The sequence below is a fragment of the Enterovibrio litoreus genome (genome assembly GCF_045679545.1).
Classification (GTDB): domain Bacteria; phylum Pseudomonadota; class Gammaproteobacteria; order Enterobacterales; family Vibrionaceae; genus Enterovibrio.
Window position 1 is genome coordinate 974,362 of the sequence record NZ_CP166194.1, and the last position, 21,277, is coordinate 995,638.

The window sequence follows — 21,277 nt, forward strand, 5'->3', positions numbered from 1 at the left end:
GTTGGAAAAATGAGAAGGTTCAGATTTCTGACATACCTTCCCTGAAACTTTACTAAGTTGATAATTCAATGTAGCTAAGCCGTGTTTAACCGATAATAACGAGTTCGTTCGAAAGATCTGACTTTTGGCGCTTCCGTACTTTTTAACGTCATGTACGAGATAAGCTGATCATAGCGACAGTGTTTTTGAATCAAATGTCAATATGCAAATTCCCGTTATAATTTTTTCTAATGCAAATTTGCTGACAATAGAAGCTAGGAGTATTGATGAAACTCATTTAGGGGCAGAAATGTGTCAGAGCAGATCGGTTTGACACGCTTTGGTGGTGTTTTAACCAGTATCTCAATTTGTGGTAAGTTGTGGTAAATCATTTACCACAACTTACCACAAACCATTTTGGGCAGATCCGTTCCTGCGCCCTTATGGGAAAATCGTCGAGTAAGCAGCTATCTAGAGTCTCATAGCGAGATTTGGCATCATAGGTTTCTCAAAAATGATCCAACTTTGCTCGCTAGAGTGGCCACTCTTTACTAAGAAATCCTTAGTGTGTGGCGTGTATGTCTAAGCTTTCAGTCAGAATTGAACATCGGATAGATGAGTCCCTCGAAGGTTACCTCCTTCGTCTAAGTCAAGCTAACTACTTTGAATTATATCAGTTACTTAGTCGCGCTGTTAAAGACTGGCTTTATCAGCATGACGAAGAGGCTTTTGGGGCATTCCCGCTTCAGTTGAAGACGGTAAACGTATATCACGCTGTGCAAAGCAGCGGGTTTCGTGTTCGTGCTCTTCGTTTGCTCGACAATCTAGCCGATACACAACTACCCCTGTTACAGCTTGCCTTACTTGGCTCCAGCACTCGCTTTTGTTTCTCGCATTCATCCGTATTTCGGCAGGGAACTCATATACCTCTTTGCTTTGTGAGAAAGAATGGAGTGCCAATATGCCCCGAATGCTTAAAGGAAGATGCGTATATTCCTCAAGTCTGGCACTTCACTCCTTACACTGCATGCCACAAACATCAACTGGACTTGATTGATACATGCCCTAGTTGTGGCGCATTGATTGACTACTGCACCAGTGAAAGCATCACTGAGTGTGAGTGTGGTTTTGACCTTAGAAATGCACCTACCATTAAAGCAGGAAAACCTCGTAACGCGTTGAGCTGTTTGATGGCAGGTGAACTGGATAGCCTCAATGACTGCGTACTTGAACAATGCAATCAATCTACTCGCCTTGGGGCGTTGCTCTGGTATCACTTGGAGTTTGTTGGGCAACTAGAGCCTGATAACACCGTTAATGTCGATGGTCTCTATAATGCCATTGAGTTTTTCAACCAATGGCCGAAGTCACTCCATTCTGCGATGAATGAGAGGTTGTATGTGTGGGATTCAGCCCGTTACACCGAATACAACCACACGTCGTTTAGAAAGGTCTTCGGTGATGTATTGCTTCATGCCAGCAGCTTGCCTTCAAGACAGCTTTCAGAGAACTTTGTGCTTCGTGAAGTGGTGGGGTACTTGTCTAACCTGATTGAGCAAAACCCTAAGACAAAGAAAGCCAATGTTGGCGATACTCTTTTGACACTGGCGGAAACGTCGGCGCTTCTCTCAACAAGCTATGAGCAGGTAGACAGGCTCTACCAAGAAGGTTTTCTCAAACTCGCTTACAGGCCACATCAACAAACGACCATTCCACCACATAAACCTGCATTCAGGCTTCGCAATGTTATTGAGCTAGGCATTGCGAGAATGCAGACCGATCTTGCCAGCGATGTTTATCTTCCAGCGTGGTGATGATGAAAACACTGAGTGAAGCAGTTAAGAGTGATGAACCCGATGTTGCACTCCGTATGGCGTTCGCCGCTTATTCGGGATTGGTTGAAGTAACAGGAGAGGAAACTCTCGCACTCATCGTTTTACTGAATCTGACGCTAAAGCGCGTTGAGGTTGAATCACTGACTTCTCGTTCTTCAGCAAAAGCACTGCTGCAAGACGATGATCATGTATCGTCATGTATTCAGGAAGTTCGCTGGCTTCATTCTCACAACGTTAAATATCCTGATACGCGAGTCCAAGCGCAAAGAGTGCTTTGTGATGCGTTACCTCTTAATGGTGAGGCATTGAGTAGTGCGCATTGTGAACGTCGGTTAGGGTGGTCTCATAACTCTTCGATGGTGAACAAAGCCAAGCTATTTTGTGCGAGTTTTATTTGGGAAGGAGAGTCGACCTGTTTGGCCGAGTGTGTGGTTCGCAATCAAGGAGTTTGGCGAAAAGCGTTTCGAGGTTTGGGTGTCACTAAACCTCAGTTCGATAGTTGGCGGGATCTGCTGAACCAGGCCATGAACACGGATCGTTTCCCTACAGAAGTGAGTGACTATTCCAAGCAAGTCCGTTTTCCTTGGAGTAATGATTATTTAGCCGTAACGCCTGTTGTTTCGTGTGCTGTGCAAGCTCAGATCCAGCAGCTTCATACACAAAGAATTGGCCGATTTAGAACGATAACGCATGGACACCCCGCGAGTGTTGGCGATCTTACGTCATCAAAAGGCGGGAACGTCTCGGTGCTCAATTATCCATTGTTCATTTCGCAGTATAAACGGAGAACGCTTAGCCAAAGCCGAGCGTTGAAGGTAGCGTCTGGTAAACCTGTTTTCAACATTGGTGCGGTGTTAAACAAACGTTTTATGGGCGTTTTGCATAGCCTGACGCATCTGGAAAAGGAGCTGACACTTCGGCAACGTCGGAGGCACCGCGTTGCATTGGTTCGTCAGTTACGGCGAGGTCTTGCTGATTGGCTTCTTCCCATCATGGAGTGGCGGGACAGCGTCCAGAATGATGCCGATAATGAAATCATAGCAACGGAACCAGAGCGCTCACTACTTAATATGCCATTGGCTGACAACCGCAAATTGCTACGTTTAGTGAATCAACGTTTTCATGAGACGTTGCAAAGTGCAGGGTTTAGCAAATCAGAATATGCCTATCACCCTAAATTGCTAGAACCGGTATCAAACCAACTACGATGGATTCTAAATGGTCTTGGTGAAAAAAATGATGCTAAGGAAACATCTTCGATAGACGTTATCCATCTCGAAAACCTTCGAGTGTTCGATGCGTTATCTTTGGCAAATCCCTACTTGGTTGGCATTCCGTCGCTGACCGCGCTTTGGGGTTTTGTGCATGCTTATGAACGAAAGCTCAAAAGCTTACTTGATCACAGGGTAGGGTTCACTGGTGTTGCTTGGCATATACGGGAGTATTCAGCAGTGTCTGGATTGAAATTGCCAGGACTGACACTAGAAAGAAAGCGGAGCGATCATTTAAAGCGAACGGGCATCATCGAATCGACACACTGCGACGTAGTGATGGATTTAGTGATACGCGTTAACCCTGATTGTTTGGCACATGAGTCTCGTGATGAATTAGTCGAATTGGTAAAGGCTGCACTGCCATCCCGTTTCGCTGGCGGGACGCTGCAACCGCCGTCGCTCTATGAATCGAAAGATTGGTGTTCACTGCGCTCGTCTCAGTCCCTATATCAACGTGTTTCCCGATTACCAGCAGCAGGTCGATGGGTTTGCCCCTCTGTAACTACTCCCAAATCTTTTGAGGGTCTCTGCGAACTTGCCGAGTTAGATAAGGATTTGAAGCCTGTTATGGTGGGCTATCAATTGCTAGAAGAACCCACAGAACGACCAAATAGTGTTTCTCCTGGCCACGCCTACGCAGAGCCATTGATAGGGCTTTGCGTTTGTAAATCTCCCATAGATATTCGCCTTAAAGGTGAGAAATATTTCAATGCGATCTGTTTTTGGAAAATGGATGTCGTTGGCGGTTCTATCCTAATGCGAAGAGCATAAGGGGGAATCATGGAACTCTGCACTCAGCTTTCTTACCAAGGTTCTCTGCGGCCAAGTAAGGGCGTGTTTTTCTACGAAGAAGCAGATGGCACGATGAAGCCTTTGCCCATTGACCAAGATGCAATTGTCGGCCAGAAATGCAGTTACGCTGAAGCTTACCAACCAAGCGGTTCACCCAAGAATCTGCAACCTCAGGACTTAGCATTCGGAAACCCCGTTCGCAGAGAATCGTGTTACGTCCCCCCGACGGTAAACAAAATTGTTTGCCGTTTCTCTTTGCGCGTTGAAGCAAACTCTTTGAGCCCTTTCGTTTGTAACAGTCATAGTGTGGGTGAAGTACTTCGTGGTCTAGCTGCTGCTTATCAAAGAGCGGGTGGGTATGACGTGTTAGCGCGGAGGTATTGTAAAAACCTGCTGCTAGGCCAATGGCTCTGGCGAAATCAACGAAGCATGGGTCTCGCGATAGCTGTAACCACATCTGCGGGTAGCGAATACAGAATCGATAATGTTCTTCATCTTGATTGGCATGAGCCTTGGCAGAATGATTCCCAAAAAGTGCTGAACGGTTTGACCGGAGAACTGGCGGCGGCCTTGTCTGGTGAACAGCCATTTTGGTTTGCCGATATCAAAGCGAACGTTTCAGCCTCGTTCATGCAAGAAATCTTTCCGAGCCAAATGTTCAGTGACTCTAAAGACGGTTCCAACCTTGGTCGTGAATACGCAAAGGTAAGAAGTGGAGATGGTCAGATTTGGCCAAGCCTGAATGCTGAGAAAATAGGAGCCGCAATTCAGCTAATTGATGATTGGTGGGCTGATGAAGCGGATAAGCGTTTACGGGTGCATGAATACGGAGGCGATAAAGAATACCTTATTGCTCACCGTATCCCTTCAAGTGGGATTGACGCATACAGTCTACTGAAGAGTGTCGATGAGAAAGCAGCACTGTTAGAAGGCTTGAAAAGTAGCGATGAGATCCCCTCGGATGTCCACTACCTGATGGCCATTTTGGTTAAAGGCGGTTTGTTCCAGAAGTCGAGGTCGGCGTGAAGCGTTATTACTTCGTGATCACTTATTTGCCAGAGCAGGCTAGCCAAGAGATTTTGGCGGGGCGATGTATTTCAACCCTGCATGACTTCTTAGTTTTTCACCACATTGGTGGTATTGGGGTTGGGTTTCCCAGATGGACAGAGCAAAGCCTCGGCAATCAAATCATGTTTTGCTCTTCCAATCTGCAGCGGTTGAGTCAGCTTCATCAAACTCAGTATTTCACAATGATGCTTGCTCAAGGGCTGTTTGCTGTCTCTGATGTAGAGCCAGTGCCTGCAGATACCGCAGAGGTTCGGTTTTACCGAAACCAGGGCATTGCCAAGCTGTTTACAGGCGAGAAAAGAAGACGGCTTGAGAGAGCAAAAAGGCGAGCAGCAGAGCGTGGTGAAGTATTTGATCCCGAGAGGATAGGAAGCAATCAGCCGATTGGATTGTTTCATCGAATACTCATGGATAGCCAGAGTACCCAACAACGATTTGTGCTGCATGTCCAAAAGGAAAAGGCCGCTGAAGTTTCTGATGCAGAGTTTAATGGCTATGGACTGGCAACCAATCAATCGTATCGAGGAACAGTGCCCGATATTCGTATTGTGATTTAACCCTTTTTATTCTTGGTATGTTTATGGCTATTAAAATCATAGGGTTACGGAGCGTTCGTCAAAAAGAGGTTAATTGGCACGAATGAGCTAATCGACTGATTCAATTGCAAATATAGCCGTTTGATAATGGTGTCCTGCCGTACAGGTAGCTGAGAAAAATATTCCGGTTAAGTTTTCCAAATATACGGCGTGTCCTGCCGTACAGGTAGCTGAGAAAGTTCGCAAGTACGCGCACGTATTCACAGAGAGGTGTCCTGCCGTACAGGTAGCTGAGAAATGTGCTTGAGGTAGCCAGAATCGCTGAATTAAGTGTCCTGCCGTACAGGTAGCTGAGAAAATGCCGGGACTTGATAGGTGTCGGCGGTCAGTGTGTCCTGCCGCAAAGGCGGTTGAGATAAGATCAGGAAGTTAGCAACCCACTCTTGGAACCTAAACCTGCCGCAAGGCAGAGATGGAAAAGCGACATACCAGAAATTTTTGGTTTGTTTGAAACAATGGAAACCCCATAGGTTTCCTCGCAGCGTGACTGTATGTAATTGGTCAGAGCCGGAAGGCAGCAGCCAGCATGCAGATAGCGGGTGCCGAGGGTTGGCTTGTGGGGTTTCCACCTACATAGGTTCGTAAAAGGGACGTGTAGAGTAACTAAATACGACATAGAAATGATACCTAGGTACATAAATATCTTGATCTTTTAGCTGATATTCAGATTATATGTATGTCAATGCATACAACCTGAGGAAAATGTAGAACTTGGTAGATATCATAAGATTTAAAGAGCTTGGTAGATTTTACAATAAAGTCGATATCGAAGAAGTTCTTCACGGGAATAAAATATCGAATTTTAGTGCGCACGAAGAAAATTTCATTGAAATACAGATAGATAAAGACTGCCGTTTTTTGGCTGATGCTCAGCTAAAGTTGTTATGCTTGTGTCACCACCTTGTAAATCAAGGGGCGGATTTGTCGCTTGTATTTCTTGGCGGAAAATGCCGCTGCTTCACATTCATGGATAGGTGTGGTTTTCTTCTTCATCTTCCCACCTCAGTCACCGTAACCCCAACAAAACCCAGCTCAAGAGAAGCCGCTTCTATTCGTTTTCAAGGGCAATCGGTGAACCTACACGAAATTCGAGCCGTAGACCCCGTCGTTAGTCGCAACAACAGACCAATTCCCGGTCAAATGACGGATGCCCTCAGTGAACTACTTAAAACAGATTGTGAAAAATTTTTAACCGATATTCAGACAGTTATTTGTGAATTTTGCGATAATGTTAGCCAGCATAGTCAGTCACAATCTCCGGGGTTTGTGTATATGCATCACTATCCGACAACACAAAAAATATACATAGTCATTGCGGATGTGGGGGTTGGTCTGCTCAATAGTTTGAGGCAGGGGTTGCAAGAACGAAATGATATTTTCAAGGATAGTAGCGACGAAACTCTCTTGTTAGAAATGTTCAACAATGGCTTGAGCCGAAAGAATGACCAAAGAGGATCTGGGCTAAACCGGATGGCTGAAATTGCCATAAAATACAATGGTTCGCTTCATCTTAGGTTAGATAAGTGTTTAGTCGACCTAACCCCTGTTGGAAACGAGTTTGCATCTGCACACTTTAAACCTTGCGCTGATATGGCAGGAACGCACATATCCTTTTCATTCGAAGTTCCAAAAATTTAAGTATTTCTTGCCAAAAAAGGAACATTCTGCTTCAATAAAAAACATGAAACAGATAATTTCTCGTATAAAACTTGTAGATTTTATGGACTTCGATGCCAACCCAGACGGGACAAAAGACGGTTGGGGTGTCGAAGATGGCCAACTTGTAGCAAAGGGAATAGCTGAATTTATCGCATGGAAAACTGAGGTGGATATCTTTGATATCTCACTCGAAGGTGTTAGAAGAATTGATGCTTCTTTCCCAAGAGAAGCGTTTCTTCGTCAAGCACTGGAACATGTTGGAAAGAAAGGCTTCTTTATTTCTCATGTTGCGAATGAAGTGCTTTTGGATAATATTCGAGCGGGAGCCGATAAGCTGTCATTTCCAGTTCATGCAGAATGTAATGGCTTTTGGGAATTGCTTGGACCTAAGCCAAAACGTACGCAGCAAGCCTTGTATGATTTTGTAATGGATAAAGGCTGGGTAGCGGCATCTGACATTGCTGAATCTCTAGATTTAAAGATCAATAATGCTAGTAATAAACTAAAAGAGCTTGTTACTTCGGGACTGTTGATGCGCAAAGAAGGTATTGCTGAGTCAGGCGGTGTGGAGTACTACTACTTTCCGTTAAAGAAGCAATAAATCTCGTTCACAAAAAACATTGACACAGAAGTGTTTTTGGTGTTATTATATAAGTAGAGCTCGTGATTTAGAGCTCTAATAAAGTGATTTGGTTCATTTTATTTTATGAACCGGAGTTGGCCTTAGGGCCACATAAAAGACTTTAGGTTCATAATTTTATGTGAACGAGGCGCATGAAGAAGCTCTTTAAGAGTTTTCTTCTTAGTTGAGTGTTCATTAAAAATAATGAATGAGAAATCATGAGAAATCATGAGAATCAAGAGGAGGTGAATAGAACAAGAGAGGACTAAGCAGATCTAAGAAGGCAATTTAAATCGTTAACTATAGAGAGATAAAAAATGTTGAAAAATAACAAAGATGTGCACGTTTGTTCGTACGTAAGACGCAGGAAGGGCAAACTAGAGTATGTGATTTCCCACTGGCGCTCTTCACCAGGATGCAAAAATGTGGACTAGAGACAAGAAATCCCCATTCTTTTGAAATGAGGACTTCTAAGGCTTAGGTGAAGCAACTCGTCAACCGAGCCACAAACCCTTAGCGATACTTTGTTTTGGCGAATTGAGTATAGCGCTAGCCCTTGGGTTTGCCAAGAACTGAGTTGCCAAATTGATTTTGGTGGTGGTATGGAAAAACGAAAACCTGCACCTAGAGGCTTTAAATGGGTATTTTGTCGTTATAGACGAGTTAAAAACTCAAAAAAGCTTCTAGATGCTCGTGATTACGGCTACGACACGTGGTGTTTTCTTGTGCGTTCAGGTGCTTAAAGGCTATCAGGGCTGTTTCTTCAGCCCTGTCACTTGATAAAACTAACAATGGCTTCCTGCGTGGAAGTAGAGAGCATTTTAACTATTTAATGTGAAACAATGAAAATGGAGAGCAATGGATGAATGCCGACTTTTTTTCGGGGCTGGACTCATGGGCATTGATGGTGATAGCCGTAATGGTAGCTATTGCAGCATGGTTAAAAAAAGATAGGGCTTCGTTGTGGGTATGGGCCCTGTTTGGCGCTGGGCTGGTTGCCATAGCAGTAATGACTTATGTCATCACCGCTAATATGGATGGATCCGTTTTTAGTCACCCTTGGATAATAGTGTCATCTGTGGTTTTTTTAACTATTGGTGGGAGATTCATTGGCGAATGGCTGACAGTTGATGCGAAAGCAGATGCAAAGAAAAAAGAGTCTGCTGAAGCTCAGAAGTCTGAGAGCAGCTCATCTCTTCAGAATAATTGGAAGCAATGTACAACAGAGCAGGGTGAAGCCTACTGGGTGCGTTATATAAGCGACGCAGTTTCATTTCGAGCTTATCCAAGCCGCGGATATGTCACAGCAGATGGTGTGGATGGGCGGATTTCCATAGCTGGCAGTTGGGAAGACCAAATTGAGCGAGATCGTATCTCTAATGTCATAGGCTCAATTTATGCTGATTTATCAGAAAAAGTAATGGTCAGATAAGGTAGTGTGTACCTGCAAGAGTTCTGGCAGGTACATAAAGAACCACTCATAGGCTAGGTGGTTGATACATAAGATAAAGTCCTTATTTGTAACTTTCTTTCTTGGTGATTTTGATTTGGTTCGAAGAAAACTAATTTGCAAATTTATGGTGTTAGACCTTGCAAACTTATGGTGTCGCAAATCTCCTAACCCATTGATCTAACGTTACAGCTTTGAAGCTTTATGGTATTGGCAACAGTTCTGCTTTTAAAATCAAAAAATAAATCACGCCAAGCTTGAGTTTACTTAAGTTGCTCGTTTCGCTTCATCCTCAATACGTTAGCGTTTCTATTGATTCATTCCCCCGTAAAAAAAGATTTTTCATTGCCATGACTTGGTGACTTATTGCGCTGTCAGAAAAGCGGGATCTTGCTTGTAAGACGAAAAGCGCTAAAATGAATACTGTATATATAAACAGTATATTTAATGAACATTATCCCTATTTTTGCAAGCGCAGGTATCACTGGCTTTGAATCTCCGGCAGGGGATTACCGTCAGCTGCCACTAAGCCTCGATGAGCTGCTTGTTGAGCATCCTAGCGCCACCTTCATTGGTAAGGCGTCAGGTGACTCTATGCAAGGGGTTGGCATATTCGATGGCGATATTTTGATCGTAGATCGGCACGTTAACGCTAGGGATGGTGACGTGATTGTGGCGAACCTAAATGGCGAGTTTATCTGCAAATTGCTAGATGTCACCCGTCGGCTCTTGCTATCCGCCAACGATAGTTACTCCTCGGTACCCATCACGCAGCACGATACCTTCTCGATTGAGGGTGTGGTCGTGCGCTCCATACGTTGCCATCGCCAGAGTCCATTGCTGTGTTCGCGTTAGTTGATGCCAACTCCTTTTACTGTAGCGCCGAGCAGGTATTCAGACCTGACTGGCGAGGCAAGCCGGTTATTGTTCTATCAAATAACGATGGTTGTGTCGTTGCAGCAAACCGACAGGCAAAGGAAGCAGGCATTGAAAAGTTCAAACCCTACTTTCAGGTTCGCCAGCAATGCGAACAAAAAGGCGTGATTGTTTGCTCGTCAAACTACGAACTCTACGGCGATTTGTCAGACCGGATGATGCAAGTGATAGGGCGTTTCGCGCCTGAACAGCATATCTACTCTATTGATGAGTCGTTCCTTTCATTCCACCGCTGCCGCGCCATTCCAAACTTGAGTGACCATGCTCAAGCACTTCGTCGTGCGGTTTGGAAAGAATGCAGATTGCCCGTATGCGTTGGCGTGGGAACAACGTTAACGCTCGCCAAAGCGGCGAATCATGCCGCGAAAAAGATATCGGGCTACAAGGGGGTGTGTGTTTTGGACAATGAGCAGGAACGCGTGGCGGTGCTTTCCCGAATGGATGTCGGCGATATTTGGGGGATTGGACGACGGATCACGGAGAGATTGAAACGTCAGGGCATTAACACCGCTCTTCAGTTATCTCGGCAGGTGCCAGCCTTGATGCGCAGAGAGTTTAGCATTGAAATGGAGCGCACCATCCGAGAATTGAATGGCGAGGTTTGCAAAGGGTGGGACGTCGCAAGGGCGGATAAACAGCAAATCTTTTCGACTCGCTCAATGGGGGAGCGGATTGTGGAAGAGGAATGCTTACGCCAAGCGCTTTGTAAGCACGCAGGCATTGCCGCAGCCAAGCTTCGCGAGCAAGGTTCAGTCTGTTCGACCTTGATGGTATTCGCAGGTAATTCCCCTAATGACGACAGCCCTAAAAGCTTTAAGCAAATCCATCGGTTCGCGTTCCCGTGTGATGATACCGCCGTTATCACCAGTGCTGTTTCTGCCTTGGTGCCCTATTTGTTCCGTGAAGGAGTCAGGTACTACAAGGTTGGGGTGGGGTTGATTGAGTTAGCCAACGGCAAACACGTTCAGCCGGACATGTTTAACAGCCAGCCTGGTAATGCAAAACTGATGAAAGCGTTTGATGGTTTGAACCAGCGCTACGGCAGCGAAGCGATCTTTATGGCAGCGCAAGGCATATCGCCAAAGTGGGGAATGCGGCGCGAGTTCTTGTCGCCCCAGTACACAACGCGATGGGGAGATCTGCCAGTAATCAGTTGCTGATGGTCTTCTTCGAAGTCACACGAACGAGGCATCCGAAAGGCGAACAGAATAAGGCAAATGGTGGTCATTGAATCGAAGGGGAAGCGGAGAAATAGACACACAGCGACGGGCTTGCTCAACACCCGAATAAAGTGTCTGTTGCAGCTTAGAGACCTCTGGCTGCCCGATTATGCTTTTTTTGATTTACTATCACGAACAATGCAAATAATCCCACCGATAACAGCACTCGCTATGCATATTTGATGAAGCGTAGCCGTGCTCACCATGCCATGAAACGGATTGTCATCAAATAAGGGATAAAATGGTGAAACATCAACATGCATTATTGAGTCAATAAAAACATGACTATATGTTCCTAGAAAGGCGCTTAGAAATGCAGTTTTCCACTTTATTGGAAGAAAGCGCTGCCACCGAATAATAGCCAACCCAACTTCACTCAGATACTTCCCCGTTATTGCTGATAACAAACCCAGCAAAGCAGCACCGGCAATTGTGTGACTCCAACCATGCAACTCTCCAGAGCCACTCAGCATCACAACTAAAGGCTGAATATCCATGACTATTTGAGACCAGCCAAAAACAGTCAACGAAAAACTTGCACTAGCCACTGATTTCAAAACTAACGCAGGCCCCATATGCAAAGGTGTAAATGGCATATTTACTCTCTCAACTAATCCTTAAGTCACCAAAAAGCATAACGTCATGATAATGGGCGTTTACTAGCTAAAACTGATTGTCCACCGGATAACCCCTCTCAACAACAGCGCCAAACCGACTTCGTGAACCTTATCGAAACCCACTATTGGATTCCCTTCCCACAGAACGCGTAACACGGTGTTGCCTGAGTTTAAAACGTTCATTTGTTGTCCTTACGCGCTTAGGGCGATGGAGGTTAATAACGGGATATTGAAAGAGGGGGCAATGTTCGAAAAGTGTATTTAAACGCAAACACAAAAGGCGACTTGTTGTGGAGAAGTCAATACGTGGTGTGTGGGTATGCCTGCAGATAAATACTTGGAATGGAAAAATGGCCAACCAAATTGGCCAGCCCTTTCTGTTGGAAGTGATTACTTACTTTTTTGCTGCCTATTACTCATAGTCTGAGGCGTAAGTTTCTTCATACGTGTGCGAGTAAAGTTCAAACAGGTTACCGAACGGGTCTTCGAGGTAAACCATTTGGGCAGGTTTGCTGTCATCTTCTGGATGATAACGCATGATGTCCATTCTTACTTTGCCGCCAAACTGCTCGGTTCTTTCGATAACACCTTCAAAATCGTCAGTTTGTAGGCAGAAATGGAAAATGCCGATTCGTTTAAAATCAACCTCGTGGCGCTCTTCGCGCTCTTTCATTTCAAATAGCTCAACACCAATACCATCTGAAGTAACGAGGTGCGCGATGTTGAAGCCTTTAAAGCCTTCACCAAATACGGCAATACACATTCTGCCAATGGCGGTCTCGCGCTCTTCTTCGACTTTGGTGTTTCCCATCACCACGTTGAGGCCAAGCGCTTTGGTGTAAAATTCAACGGCTTTGTCCATGTCGCCAACCATGATACCAATGTGATTCATTTTCATAATGTGCTCTCAATTCGTTTGATTAAGGTGTTTCTTGTTTCGATGGGATGAGTATATGGCGGCTGAGGTGTGGGTAAAAATTATCAATAATTATTAAATTAATAATTTTAATTTATAAGCGGTCGCTTGGTGCATGTTGCGTTGACATAGGGGTTGACGTTAAGCATCAGCTTATTTGTGTCTTCCCCTTCGCTTTGATATGCAATAGAGGCGGAGTTTAGCCACAAAAAGTAAGTAATGGTAATGTACCTTTTGAAAATCTTATCCTCCCGCTTTAGCTTATTGTTCTGTCTCTAAACTTTGAGCCAATTTGGGAAATTAAAGCGAACTATACTTACGCAATATTGCTCGGTTTATGAAGGTTTACACTGACAGTGTCATTCTTTTTTGTTGTCTCCCTTTTCTTGTTTATTCTTGGCTATCTTGCACAGACAACCGGGCTTTGTATGGTGCGGGGCGTTAATGAAGCGCTGGACAAGCGCCCGCAATTTCTTTTATCAATCTTGCTCAGTGGTGTGTTGGGCTGGGTGTCTTTCTTCGTCGCTGATCTGCTTACGATTGATGTATCGTTTAAGGTTTATGAGGTGCAATGGACTGCCTTTTTTGGCGGTGTGATTTTTGGTCTTGGTGCGGCACTGAATTCAGGTTGCGGTGTGTCAACAATCAGCAAGCTTTCCCGCGGCGATACCTTGATGATCGCCACTGTGTTTGGGTGGCTTATTGGTTGGTTTTTGCTGACTGGCTTTTCTGGATATTTTCCTTCTCGTGTTGCCTCAATCCCTTCTAGTGCGCATTTCATGGTGCTCATGATTCTTTCACTGTTGGTGATTGTGGGGGGGACTTTTGTTCGTATGATGAATACGCGTTTGTGGCTCAGTATGCTGATGATAGGGTTAATGGCTAGCCTGACGTTTCTCTATGAACCTAAATGGACACCGAGTAGCTATTTATTTGATATGAGTTCCTCATTTTGGCAAGTAGATGCGGCCCGTTGGCCTTCGACAGAACGTACCCTATTTTTGGTTGCTTTGGTCGGAGGGATGGTGGCAGCAGCCCTGAAAACACGCTCGTTTCATTGGAAGGTGAAAGGGATGTCTGCGTACGGATATCATCTTATTGCGGGAGTGATGATGGGAAGTGGGGCATCTATCGCGGGGGGCGGGAATGACAGTCAATTGATGCTTTCTCTTCCTGCGTTTTCTCCTCATGGTTTTGTTTCTGTCTTGAGTATGCTGCTTGGCATTGTATTGGGCATTAAGCTGCCACGGTTACTTAAATAATCGTGTTTTCTGCTTCTCTTCATTCGCCATCATTGATTGATTAAAAGCCAAAAGAAAAGGGCTGCTTAAAATAGTCAGCCCTTGATGGTGGAAACGATTATTTAGGTCCGTTTCAGATCGACAACTCTACGCGATGGCGTTTTCTAAAATCTCGCGGCTTTTCTCTAGGGTAATGGCTTGGTTTTCGCCCAATGCAGTCATACCGTGTTTGGCAAGCTGCTCCATGACGGCGTTAATGGCTGTTTCTTTGTCTGTGCCGTGCGCGGTGAATTGAGTTTCTAAACCAAGCTGACGATAGAAAGCTTCAATGGCATCAATGGTGCGTTCTGCCAAATCTTCGCTGTCGGTGAGGCCAAATACGTTGCGGCCCATTTGTTCGAGCTTGGCACGTTTGCTTTCGATTTGGTTACGCAGCAACGAAGGCTGAACAATGGTCAGAGATCGGGCGTGGTCGACATTCCACAGGGCAGTGAACTCATGGCCTATCATGTGCGTTGCCCAATCATGCAATACACCGCTACCAATCAAACCAAACAGCGCTTGGTTAGCACTCCACATCAGGTTGGCGCGCCATGCGTCGTTGTCACGCTCATCAAATTGCTCGCCTAAGGTTTTTAGTGTGCGCAATAGGGTTTCTGCGTAGCCATCTTGCACCATGGCACCAGTTGGACGGGTGATGTATTGCTCACAGGTGTGAACCCATGCATCTGCAATACCGTTCGCAAGTTGGCGCTCTGGTAGGGTTTTCATCACGTCAGGGTCGAGTACGGCAAATTGCGGGCGAACGCTTGGGTGCATGAAGGGCAGTTTGTCTTGGGTTTCTGCTTTGGTGATCACGGCTGCCGGGTTTGACTCTGAACCTGTCGCTGGCAGCGTCAGGATTGCACCAATCGGCAAGGCAGTTTCAATGGTGTATTGACCAGTAAGAATGTCCCAGCCATCGCCTGCGTAGTGTGCGGCAGCAGCAACGTATTTTGAGCCATCCACCACCGAGCCGCCACCCACGGCCAAAATAAAGTCGATGTTTTCTTGCTTGGCAATCGCGACAGCTTTGTCCAAGGTTTCTTTGGTTGGATTTGGCTCAACGCCTGAGAATTCGAGCCAAGTATGACCGTTAAGCGCCTTGCTCACTTGATCGTAAACGCCATTTTTTTTGATTGACCCACCGCCATAAATCACCAGCACGTTGCTTTGCGCTGGAATCGCGCTTGTAATGGCAGCAATTTGGCCTTGGCCAAAGTGAATTTGTGTTGGATTTGAATACGTAAACTGCATTAGAGAGCCTCATGCGTTTTGTGGCGTTTCGCCAGATGAATATGCTGTGATCATAGTCGTGCCATTGTTGGCAGCGATAGAAAATTCCTCGCGATTGTTTGCCTATTTGTACGGAGTACAGAGGAAAATGCGCGTTAGAGAATGAGGTACGACGTATAGGGGAAAGGCGGATCAGTCCTGCGCGAGCTTTATTCTGATATCAATCTGAATCTTAGTCTCGATCTTGTTGATGGATGTTAAGCAGAATTGAAGGCAAGAATGGGCTGACTTAGTAGCCCATGAACTTATCAATCAGTTTTTCAAGTTTGTCTTCAAACAAGGCTTCAAAGTTGTCCAAATTCTGATCGAGGCGTTCAAGGTATTGCTCGGCTTGTTTACGCGTCATCATTTTTCCCATCACAGTGAACTGTATTTCTGGGAGGGATTTGTCGTTTCTCGGCACCACATTCAGCGTCACACTGTCACTGTTCAGCGCTAGCATGTCTTGCTTGATGTATTGGCAGAAGTCATCAATTTTACTCGCCCCTTGTGGCCCTAAACAGCCGGGTTCGAGTCGACAAAGTATGTTCAATTTCATTTCTTCTGAAAGCAAAGCGGCAATTCCCATGTCGATATTATAAAAAAATAATAACCCACAATTTGAATATGCGCCCCATTGAGTGTGTTGTTAGTTGGTGTTGAGAGATGGCGTTATCTATTGGTATATAGCAGGTTTATCCTTGGCAGGCTCCGTCAAGCCTCAGTTTTTGGGCGAGATTGGCCGCATGCGTGCGACGGTGGAGAGGGGTGGCTCTGTGACTATCGATTGGGAAAAAGTGTGAGTTCTGTTACACTTCTGGCCTCTCCAGTAAGTCGTGTTGACTACACTGGATTACCTAAGACTAGGATTTGCTTTGACCAATAATGATATTCTGCGTCGCATTCGTTACGCCTTCGATTTTAAAGATAAAGCAGTGATCGAAATTTTCGCACTTGCTGATGTGGTTGTAACCAAAGAGCAAGTGATTGCTTGGCTGAAAAAAGATGAAGATGAAGCGTTCGTAAAAATGAACGCTGTTGAACTGTCTTCATTCTTGAATGGCCTGATCAACTTGAAGCGCGGCAAACGCGAAGGCGAACAGCCAAAACCTGAAGCACGTTTGAGCAATAACATGGTGTTCCAAAAGCTGCGTATTGCGTTGAACCTTAAAGCCGAAGATATTTTAGACATCTTGGCGCTGGTGAACTTCAACATTAGTAAGCATGAACTGAGTGCGTTTTTCCGCAAGCCGGACAACAAGCATTACCGTGAATGTAAAGATCAGATTCTGCGCAATTTCTTGACGGGTGTTCAGCGTCAATTGCGTCCAGACGACGTGACCGAATATTCTGAATAATCGCGTCATGTCTTAATGTGCTGAGTGCGGTGTGTTGATTAACATGCAATGACATTTGGTACAAAACATAGCCCGACTTGTTCGGGCTTTGTTGTATCTGGGATTTGGCTTTTCTTGGACGGCTGACCTAGATTGCCAGCCTAGCGCGATGGCTTCGCTTAATTAGCTTTGGGCTTAAATTGCTTGATGCTGCGTTTTGTGTTGCTGCGACGGTTGGCTTTTTTGTCTCGCGGGGCGCGTTTACGTTCACCAGTCGTGGCGGCTTCTGCGGGTTTGTCGGTCACAGGAAAACCGTCTAGTTCATTCAGGGCAAGTTCGCGGCCTGTGAGTTGACGAATCGCTGCTAGCGCGTCTTGCTCACCGTGGCATACCAATGACAAAGCAAGGCCATTTTCGCCCGCGCGTGCGGTGCGTCCGACGCGGTGGACGTAAACGGGGGCATTCGGTGGCAAGTCGGCGTTGATCACCACGGGTAGTGCATCAATATGAATACCGCGAGAGAGCAGATCGGTCGAGACCAGCACGGTGATCTTTCCTGCTTTAAAATCGGCCAGTGTGCTTTCGCGCGCGGTTTGATCTTTGTCACCGTGTAACGCGGCAACGGACACCCCCGCTTTTATCAATTTCTTTGCCAGTGCGTCGGCGGCATTGCGTTCACTCACGAACACTAACACTTGTTGCCAGTTGTGTTGCTTGATCAAGGCGATCAGTGCTTGTGCTTTACTGCCTTTGTTCACTAAATACAGGCGCTCTTCGATGTCTTCGACCACGCTGTTTTTCTCATGCGCTTCAATGCGCACGGGTTTGAAAAGCAGTGCCATGGCGGCTGATTCCAGTTCAGCAGGCAAGGTGGCAGAGAACAACAAGGTTTGACGTTTGGCGGGCATGGCAGCAATGAGTCGCTGCACATCCGGCCAGAAGCCCATTTCTAGCAAGCGGTCGGCTTCATCCAGCACCAAGTGCTTAACCTTGTTAAGTGTCACGATGTTTTGGTGAATAAAATCCAGTAAGCGGCCTGGCGTTGCAACCAAAAGCTGTGGTGCGGCGTTTAGCTCAGCAATTTGTAATGCAGGCTCAACACCGCCACACAACATGACGGTTTTAATGCCCATTGGCGTGGCGATTTCTTGCAGTGCAGCGTTAACCTGTGCGGCAAGTTCACGGGTTGGTACAAGCACCACACCTTGCACAGAAGCACCTTGAATGCCTGAGTTGTCTTTCTCTATGCGCTGAAGCAGGGGCAAACCAAACGCGAGCGTTTTGCCGCTGCCCGTTTGTGCCATGGCAAGCAAATCGCTTCCAGCCAACGCCGCGGGAATCGCTTGGTTTTGGATCCGAGTTGGTGAAGAAAGGCGGCTTGGCAGCGCATTGAGCACGGCAGGGGTAAGGTTCAGCGCAGTAAAAGTCATGGGCATTCACGGTTAGAGGTTCAAGGCGCGAAGTCTATCAGCCTGTAAGCAGAAGTCTATCTGCTGGCAACGAGAAATGTTATTAGAAAGCGATTCATGAATTTGGCACGAGCGCAGCAATATTGCGGCATTTGAGCCCAGTAGCTTGTTTATTCGATATCTTCTTGTTTGTGTTCGTTGTTAGGTTTTGTGTGTATTGTTGAAAACATAAATTGCTCAAAAAAATAGCCCTTGAAAAATGCAGGGAAAGGAGAGATTATCCGCGCCTTTCGTGTTTCTTACTCAGTGCTATCGGCTATGAACTTTACTCAGTTTGATTCGTTACCCCCTCCTCAGATTGCTGAAAGAGCGGCGGAAATTGGTGTTGCTAAGGCAACGAAAGATCCGGCGAAATCTTTCCTTCTGGCAATTTCTGCCGGTATTCATATCGGTATCGCGTTTATCTTTTACACCACTGTCACCACGGGTGCAGGCGACTTGCCTTGGGGCATGACACGCTTTGTCGGCGGGCTGGCATTTAGTTTAGGGCTTATCCTAGTGATCATTACCGGTGGCGAGCTTTTCACAAGTTCAGTACTCACTTTGGTGGCGCGAGCCAGTGGTAAGATCACCTGGAAAGCCTTATTCAAAAACTGGGCGGTGGTGTACGCGGGTAATCTGGTGGGTGCGGTGCTTTTGGTGATATGTATGCTGATTGCTAAGCAGTACATGTTTGATAGTGGGCAAGTCGGCATTAATGCCATGAAGATTGCCGAGCACAAGCTTCATCATGGCTTCTTCCAAGCAGTTGCACTGGGGATTATGTGTAATGTGCTGGTGTGTATCGCGGTGTGGATGACATACAGCGGCCGAACATTGACGGATAAGATCGTGGTGATGATTTTGCCTGTGGCAATGTTCGTGTCAGCCGGTTTTGAGCACTGTATCGCTAACATGTTTCAAGTGCCAATGGCGATTGGGATCAAGTTCTTTGCGCCAGAGTCGTTTTGGCAGATGACGGGCACGACAGCGGCCGATTTCTCTGACCTGAGTATGATGACGTTCGTGATCAACAATCTTGTGCCTGTGACGCTGGGGAACATTATCGGTGGCGGTTTGTTTGTCGGTATGTGGTATTGGATGATCTATCTGCGCGATTAATGCCGCAGGCGCTAAATAGATTCACACGCGCAGGCGCTAAACAGAAAAAAGGGTAAGGCCAATGGCAAATGCCACTGGCCTTTTTTGTTGCTCGAAGGTCGAGGTCGAAGCGACAAAATTGAAGATAGGAGGTTCTTTAGTTAGTCGAACCGCTATCGTCTTTTTGCATTTGGCACTCTGGCGCTTCTGACCCTTCAGGACAATTTTCTGTGCTGGTGTCAGTGGCTAACGCCATGCCCGAAAATAAAACCGCCATCGCTAACATCATTGTTTTGAACATATTCATAGGTTGTTCTCCTTTTCCTTTAGAGTCTTGGGTTAAAAAGTTTTTGCTGCAGCCAGTACACTTTGGTTCAAAAGATCGGGCGCTATGTTAGGGTTCGGTAATGGTTGTGTTAGGCGGAATGCGAGTCCAATAAAGTGGACATGCGTTGATAAAATGTCAGAAGTGAGATGCGCTTTCCCAAGCAGAATTTGGAAGCGCGGATCTATTTTTGGGGATGTAAGGATCGTTGTTAGAAAGAGAAATTTACAGAGAAAAAACGCAGAAATATAAACTTAAAATAGCGCGTTGATGTTAACCCGCGAATTGCCACATGGTCAGTGGCAATCAAGCGATGATGCGGTTAGCGTGAATAAGTGTTGGTAGTGCAGCGATCAGGTCTCAATCGACACATCCTTGATGGGGGTGCTGCAGCAGCTAAGAATGTAACCTTCCTCTATTTCTTCATCACTGATCCCGCCGTTATGTTCCATGTTCACTTCACCGGAAAGCAAGCGAACTTTGCATGAGCCACACATGCCCATGCCACAGGCTTTTGGCACATAAATGCCAAGTTTTGCGCTGGCAGCGTGAATGGTTTCGTTATCGCTTAATGTCACAGACATGCCTTCATCAATAAACTCAACGGCAAAGCCATTGGCTGGCAGCTCGTCAGCAATTTGCGCCAATTCTGCCGATTCTTCTGCATCTTCAATTGCATCAGCAGGTGTCGCGCCAAAGCTCTCTTCATGATACCGGCTCATGTCATAACCAAGATCAATCAGCATGGTGCGCACAGCACGCATGTAAGGCTCAGGGCCACAGCAGTAGACTTCGCGCTGTAATACGTCAGAGGCAATCAATAGCAGCAGCTCTTTGGTCAAAAAACCGCGATAGCCGTGCCAGCTTTCTCCGATGTCATAGCGTTCGCAAATGATGCTGAGTTCGAAGTTATCAATGCGCGAAGCAATGAGTTCCAACTCTTTAAGAAAAATGATGTCTTTGGGGGTTTGGGCGCTGTGGACAAACTTCATGTTTACTGCGCCGTTGGTGTCATACCACCATCGTGCCATCGACATGACGGGGGTGATCCCCACACCGCCAGAGAGAAATAAGGCTTTTTCGGTAGGGTGATCGATACAGTTAAAATTGCCGATTGGGCCATGCACGGCGACTTCGTCATCCACCCGCAAGTTATCGTGTAGCCAATTAGAGACCTGACCGTTTTTGACTCGTTTAACGGTGATGGAAAAGCTGTAAGGCACGGCGGGGGACGATGACATGGTGTAGCTGCGCATGATCTGCTGATCATCAATATTGAGCTCAAGGGTGACAAACTGCCCCGGTTTGAAGAAGAAAAGCATGGGAGATTGGCTGGCAAAACAGAAGGTTTTGACGTCGTGGGTTTCTTGAATCACTTTTACGCAGCGAACAAGGTGGCGTCCATTGACCCATGTTTGCGTATTTACCGGGTTGAGACTGTTTTCAGCGCCAGCGTCCAGTTCACTCATGCCTTTATCCCTAATCAGTTAACGCAACGTATTGTCTCTAAGTGATAAACCCGAGCATCTTGAGGTCGCTCGGGTATA

General features: G+C 46.1%; 20 protein-coding genes and 1 other RNA gene. 13 read left to right on the forward strand and 8 right to left on the reverse strand.

Annotated features, from left to right (window positions below; all coding sequences use genetic code 11):
• The first annotated feature begins 557 nt into the window (after positions 1–557).
• From AB8599_RS04280 to AB8599_RS04325, 10 genes are all read left to right on the forward strand, one after another.
• Positions 558–1,793, forward strand: coding sequence for a TniQ family protein (locus AB8599_RS04280; RefSeq protein WP_407332549.1), 1,236 nt, complete (start codon positions 558–560; stop codon positions 1,791–1,793).
• Between the two features lie 2 nt (positions 1,794–1,795).
• Complete coding sequence (locus tag AB8599_RS04285; protein WP_407332550.1) at positions 1,796–3,859, forward strand: type I-F CRISPR-associated protein Csy2; 2,064 nt, start codon at positions 1,796–1,798, stop codon at positions 3,857–3,859.
• Positions 3,860–3,868: 9 nt separating this feature from the next.
• Positions 3,869–4,906 (forward strand): type I-F CRISPR-associated protein Csy3, encoded by a 1,038-nt coding sequence (gene csy3 / locus AB8599_RS04290; RefSeq protein WP_407332551.1) that lies wholly within the window; start codon positions 3,869–3,871, stop codon positions 4,904–4,906.
• Entirely contained in the window at positions 4,903–5,505 is a 603-nt protein-coding gene (cas6f, locus tag AB8599_RS04295) for a type I-F CRISPR-associated endoribonuclease Cas6/Csy4 (RefSeq protein ID WP_407332552.1), read from the forward strand. The genes csy3 and cas6f overlap by 4 nt, the downstream gene beginning before the upstream one ends.
• Before the next feature lie 504 nt (positions 5,506–6,009).
• An RNA gene (gene ffs, locus AB8599_RS04300) (signal recognition particle sRNA small type) lies at positions 6,010–6,106 on the forward strand.
• Between the two features lie 149 nt (positions 6,107–6,255).
• Entirely contained in the window at positions 6,256–7,182 is a 927-nt protein-coding gene (locus tag AB8599_RS04305; RefSeq protein WP_407332553.1) for a hypothetical protein, read from the forward strand.
• Between the two features lie 43 nt (positions 7,183–7,225).
• Positions 7,226–7,804: a hypothetical protein gene (locus AB8599_RS04310; protein ID WP_407332554.1), complete on the forward strand. Its 579-nt coding sequence runs from the start codon at positions 7,226–7,228 to the stop codon at positions 7,802–7,804.
• Positions 7,805–8,687: 883 nt separating this feature from the next.
• A complete protein-coding gene (locus AB8599_RS04315; RefSeq protein ID WP_407332555.1) occupies positions 8,688–9,257 on the forward strand; it encodes a hypothetical protein in 570 nt (189 codons plus the stop codon).
• Positions 9,258–9,722: 465 nt separating this feature from the next.
• Positions 9,723–10,130 (forward strand): translesion error-prone DNA polymerase V autoproteolytic subunit, encoded by a 408-nt coding sequence (gene umuD / locus AB8599_RS04320; protein ID WP_407332556.1) that lies wholly within the window; start codon positions 9,723–9,725, stop codon positions 10,128–10,130.
• Complete coding sequence (locus tag AB8599_RS04325) at positions 10,118–11,371, forward strand: Y-family DNA polymerase (protein WP_407332557.1); 1,254 nt, start codon at positions 10,118–10,120, stop codon at positions 11,369–11,371. The genes umuD and AB8599_RS04325 overlap by 13 nt, the downstream gene beginning before the upstream one ends.
• Before the next feature lie 167 nt (positions 11,372–11,538).
• Here AB8599_RS04325 and AB8599_RS04330 read toward each other — a convergent pair whose 3' ends face one another.
• The 3 genes from AB8599_RS04330 to AB8599_RS04340 all read right to left on the reverse strand — a co-directional run bounded on the left by AB8599_RS04330 (position 11,539) and on the right by AB8599_RS04340 (position 12,946).
• Positions 11,539–12,027, reverse strand: a complete 489-nt coding sequence (locus AB8599_RS04330) for a hypothetical protein (RefSeq protein ID WP_407332558.1) — start codon at positions 12,025–12,027, stop codon at positions 11,539–11,541.
• Between the two features lie 63 nt (positions 12,028–12,090).
• Entirely contained in the window at positions 12,091–12,231 is a 141-nt protein-coding gene (locus AB8599_RS04335) for a hypothetical protein (RefSeq protein WP_407332559.1), read from the reverse strand.
• A 229-nt stretch (positions 12,232–12,460) separates the two neighbouring features.
• On the reverse strand, positions 12,461–12,946 hold the full coding sequence (locus tag AB8599_RS04340; RefSeq protein WP_407332560.1) for a VOC family protein: 486 nt from the start codon (positions 12,944–12,946) through the stop codon (positions 12,461–12,463).
• 374 nt (positions 12,947–13,320) lie between these two features.
• Here AB8599_RS04340 and AB8599_RS04345 point away from each other — a divergent pair, with 374 nt between their 5' ends.
• Entirely contained in the window at positions 13,321–14,226 is a 906-nt protein-coding gene (locus tag AB8599_RS04345; protein WP_407332561.1) for a YeeE/YedE thiosulfate transporter family protein, read from the forward strand.
• Between the two features lie 126 nt (positions 14,227–14,352).
• Here the strand turns inward: AB8599_RS04345 and AB8599_RS04350 are convergent, their stop codons facing one another.
• Together AB8599_RS04350 and AB8599_RS04355 are read right to left on the reverse strand one after the other, a co-directional pair.
• Positions 14,353–15,501, reverse strand: coding sequence for an iron-containing alcohol dehydrogenase (locus tag AB8599_RS04350; RefSeq protein ID WP_407332562.1), 1,149 nt, complete (start codon positions 15,499–15,501; stop codon positions 14,353–14,355).
• Positions 15,502–15,769: 268 nt separating this feature from the next.
• Positions 15,770–16,078: a hypothetical protein gene (locus AB8599_RS04355; protein ID WP_407332563.1), complete on the reverse strand. Its 309-nt coding sequence runs from the start codon at positions 16,076–16,078 to the stop codon at positions 15,770–15,772.
• Positions 16,079–16,394: 316 nt separating this feature from the next.
• Here AB8599_RS04355 and AB8599_RS04360 point away from each other — a divergent pair, with 316 nt between their 5' ends.
• On the forward strand, positions 16,395–16,877 hold the full coding sequence (locus AB8599_RS04360) for a DUF1456 family protein (RefSeq protein WP_407332564.1): 483 nt from the start codon (positions 16,395–16,397) through the stop codon (positions 16,875–16,877).
• A 158-nt stretch (positions 16,878–17,035) separates the two neighbouring features.
• Here the strand turns inward: AB8599_RS04360 and AB8599_RS04365 are convergent, their stop codons facing one another.
• On the reverse strand, positions 17,036–18,286 hold the full coding sequence (locus AB8599_RS04365; RefSeq protein ID WP_407332565.1) for a DEAD/DEAH box helicase: 1,251 nt from the start codon (positions 18,284–18,286) through the stop codon (positions 17,036–17,038).
• A gap of 297 nt (positions 18,287–18,583) precedes the next feature.
• Here AB8599_RS04365 and focA point away from each other — a divergent pair, with 297 nt between their 5' ends.
• Positions 18,584–19,426, forward strand: a complete 843-nt coding sequence (gene focA / locus AB8599_RS04370; RefSeq protein ID WP_407333173.1) for a formate transporter FocA — start codon at positions 18,584–18,586, stop codon at positions 19,424–19,426.
• Positions 19,427–19,562: 136 nt separating this feature from the next.
• Here focA and AB8599_RS04375 read toward each other — a convergent pair whose 3' ends face one another.
• Positions 19,563–19,712, reverse strand: a complete 150-nt coding sequence (locus tag AB8599_RS04375) for a hypothetical protein (RefSeq protein WP_407332566.1) — start codon at positions 19,710–19,712, stop codon at positions 19,563–19,565.
• 371 nt (positions 19,713–20,083) lie between these two features.
• On the reverse strand, positions 20,084–21,199 hold the full coding sequence (locus tag AB8599_RS04380; RefSeq protein WP_407332567.1) for an FAD-binding oxidoreductase: 1,116 nt from the start codon (positions 21,197–21,199) through the stop codon (positions 20,084–20,086).
• Positions 21,200–21,277 lie beyond the last annotated feature (78 nt).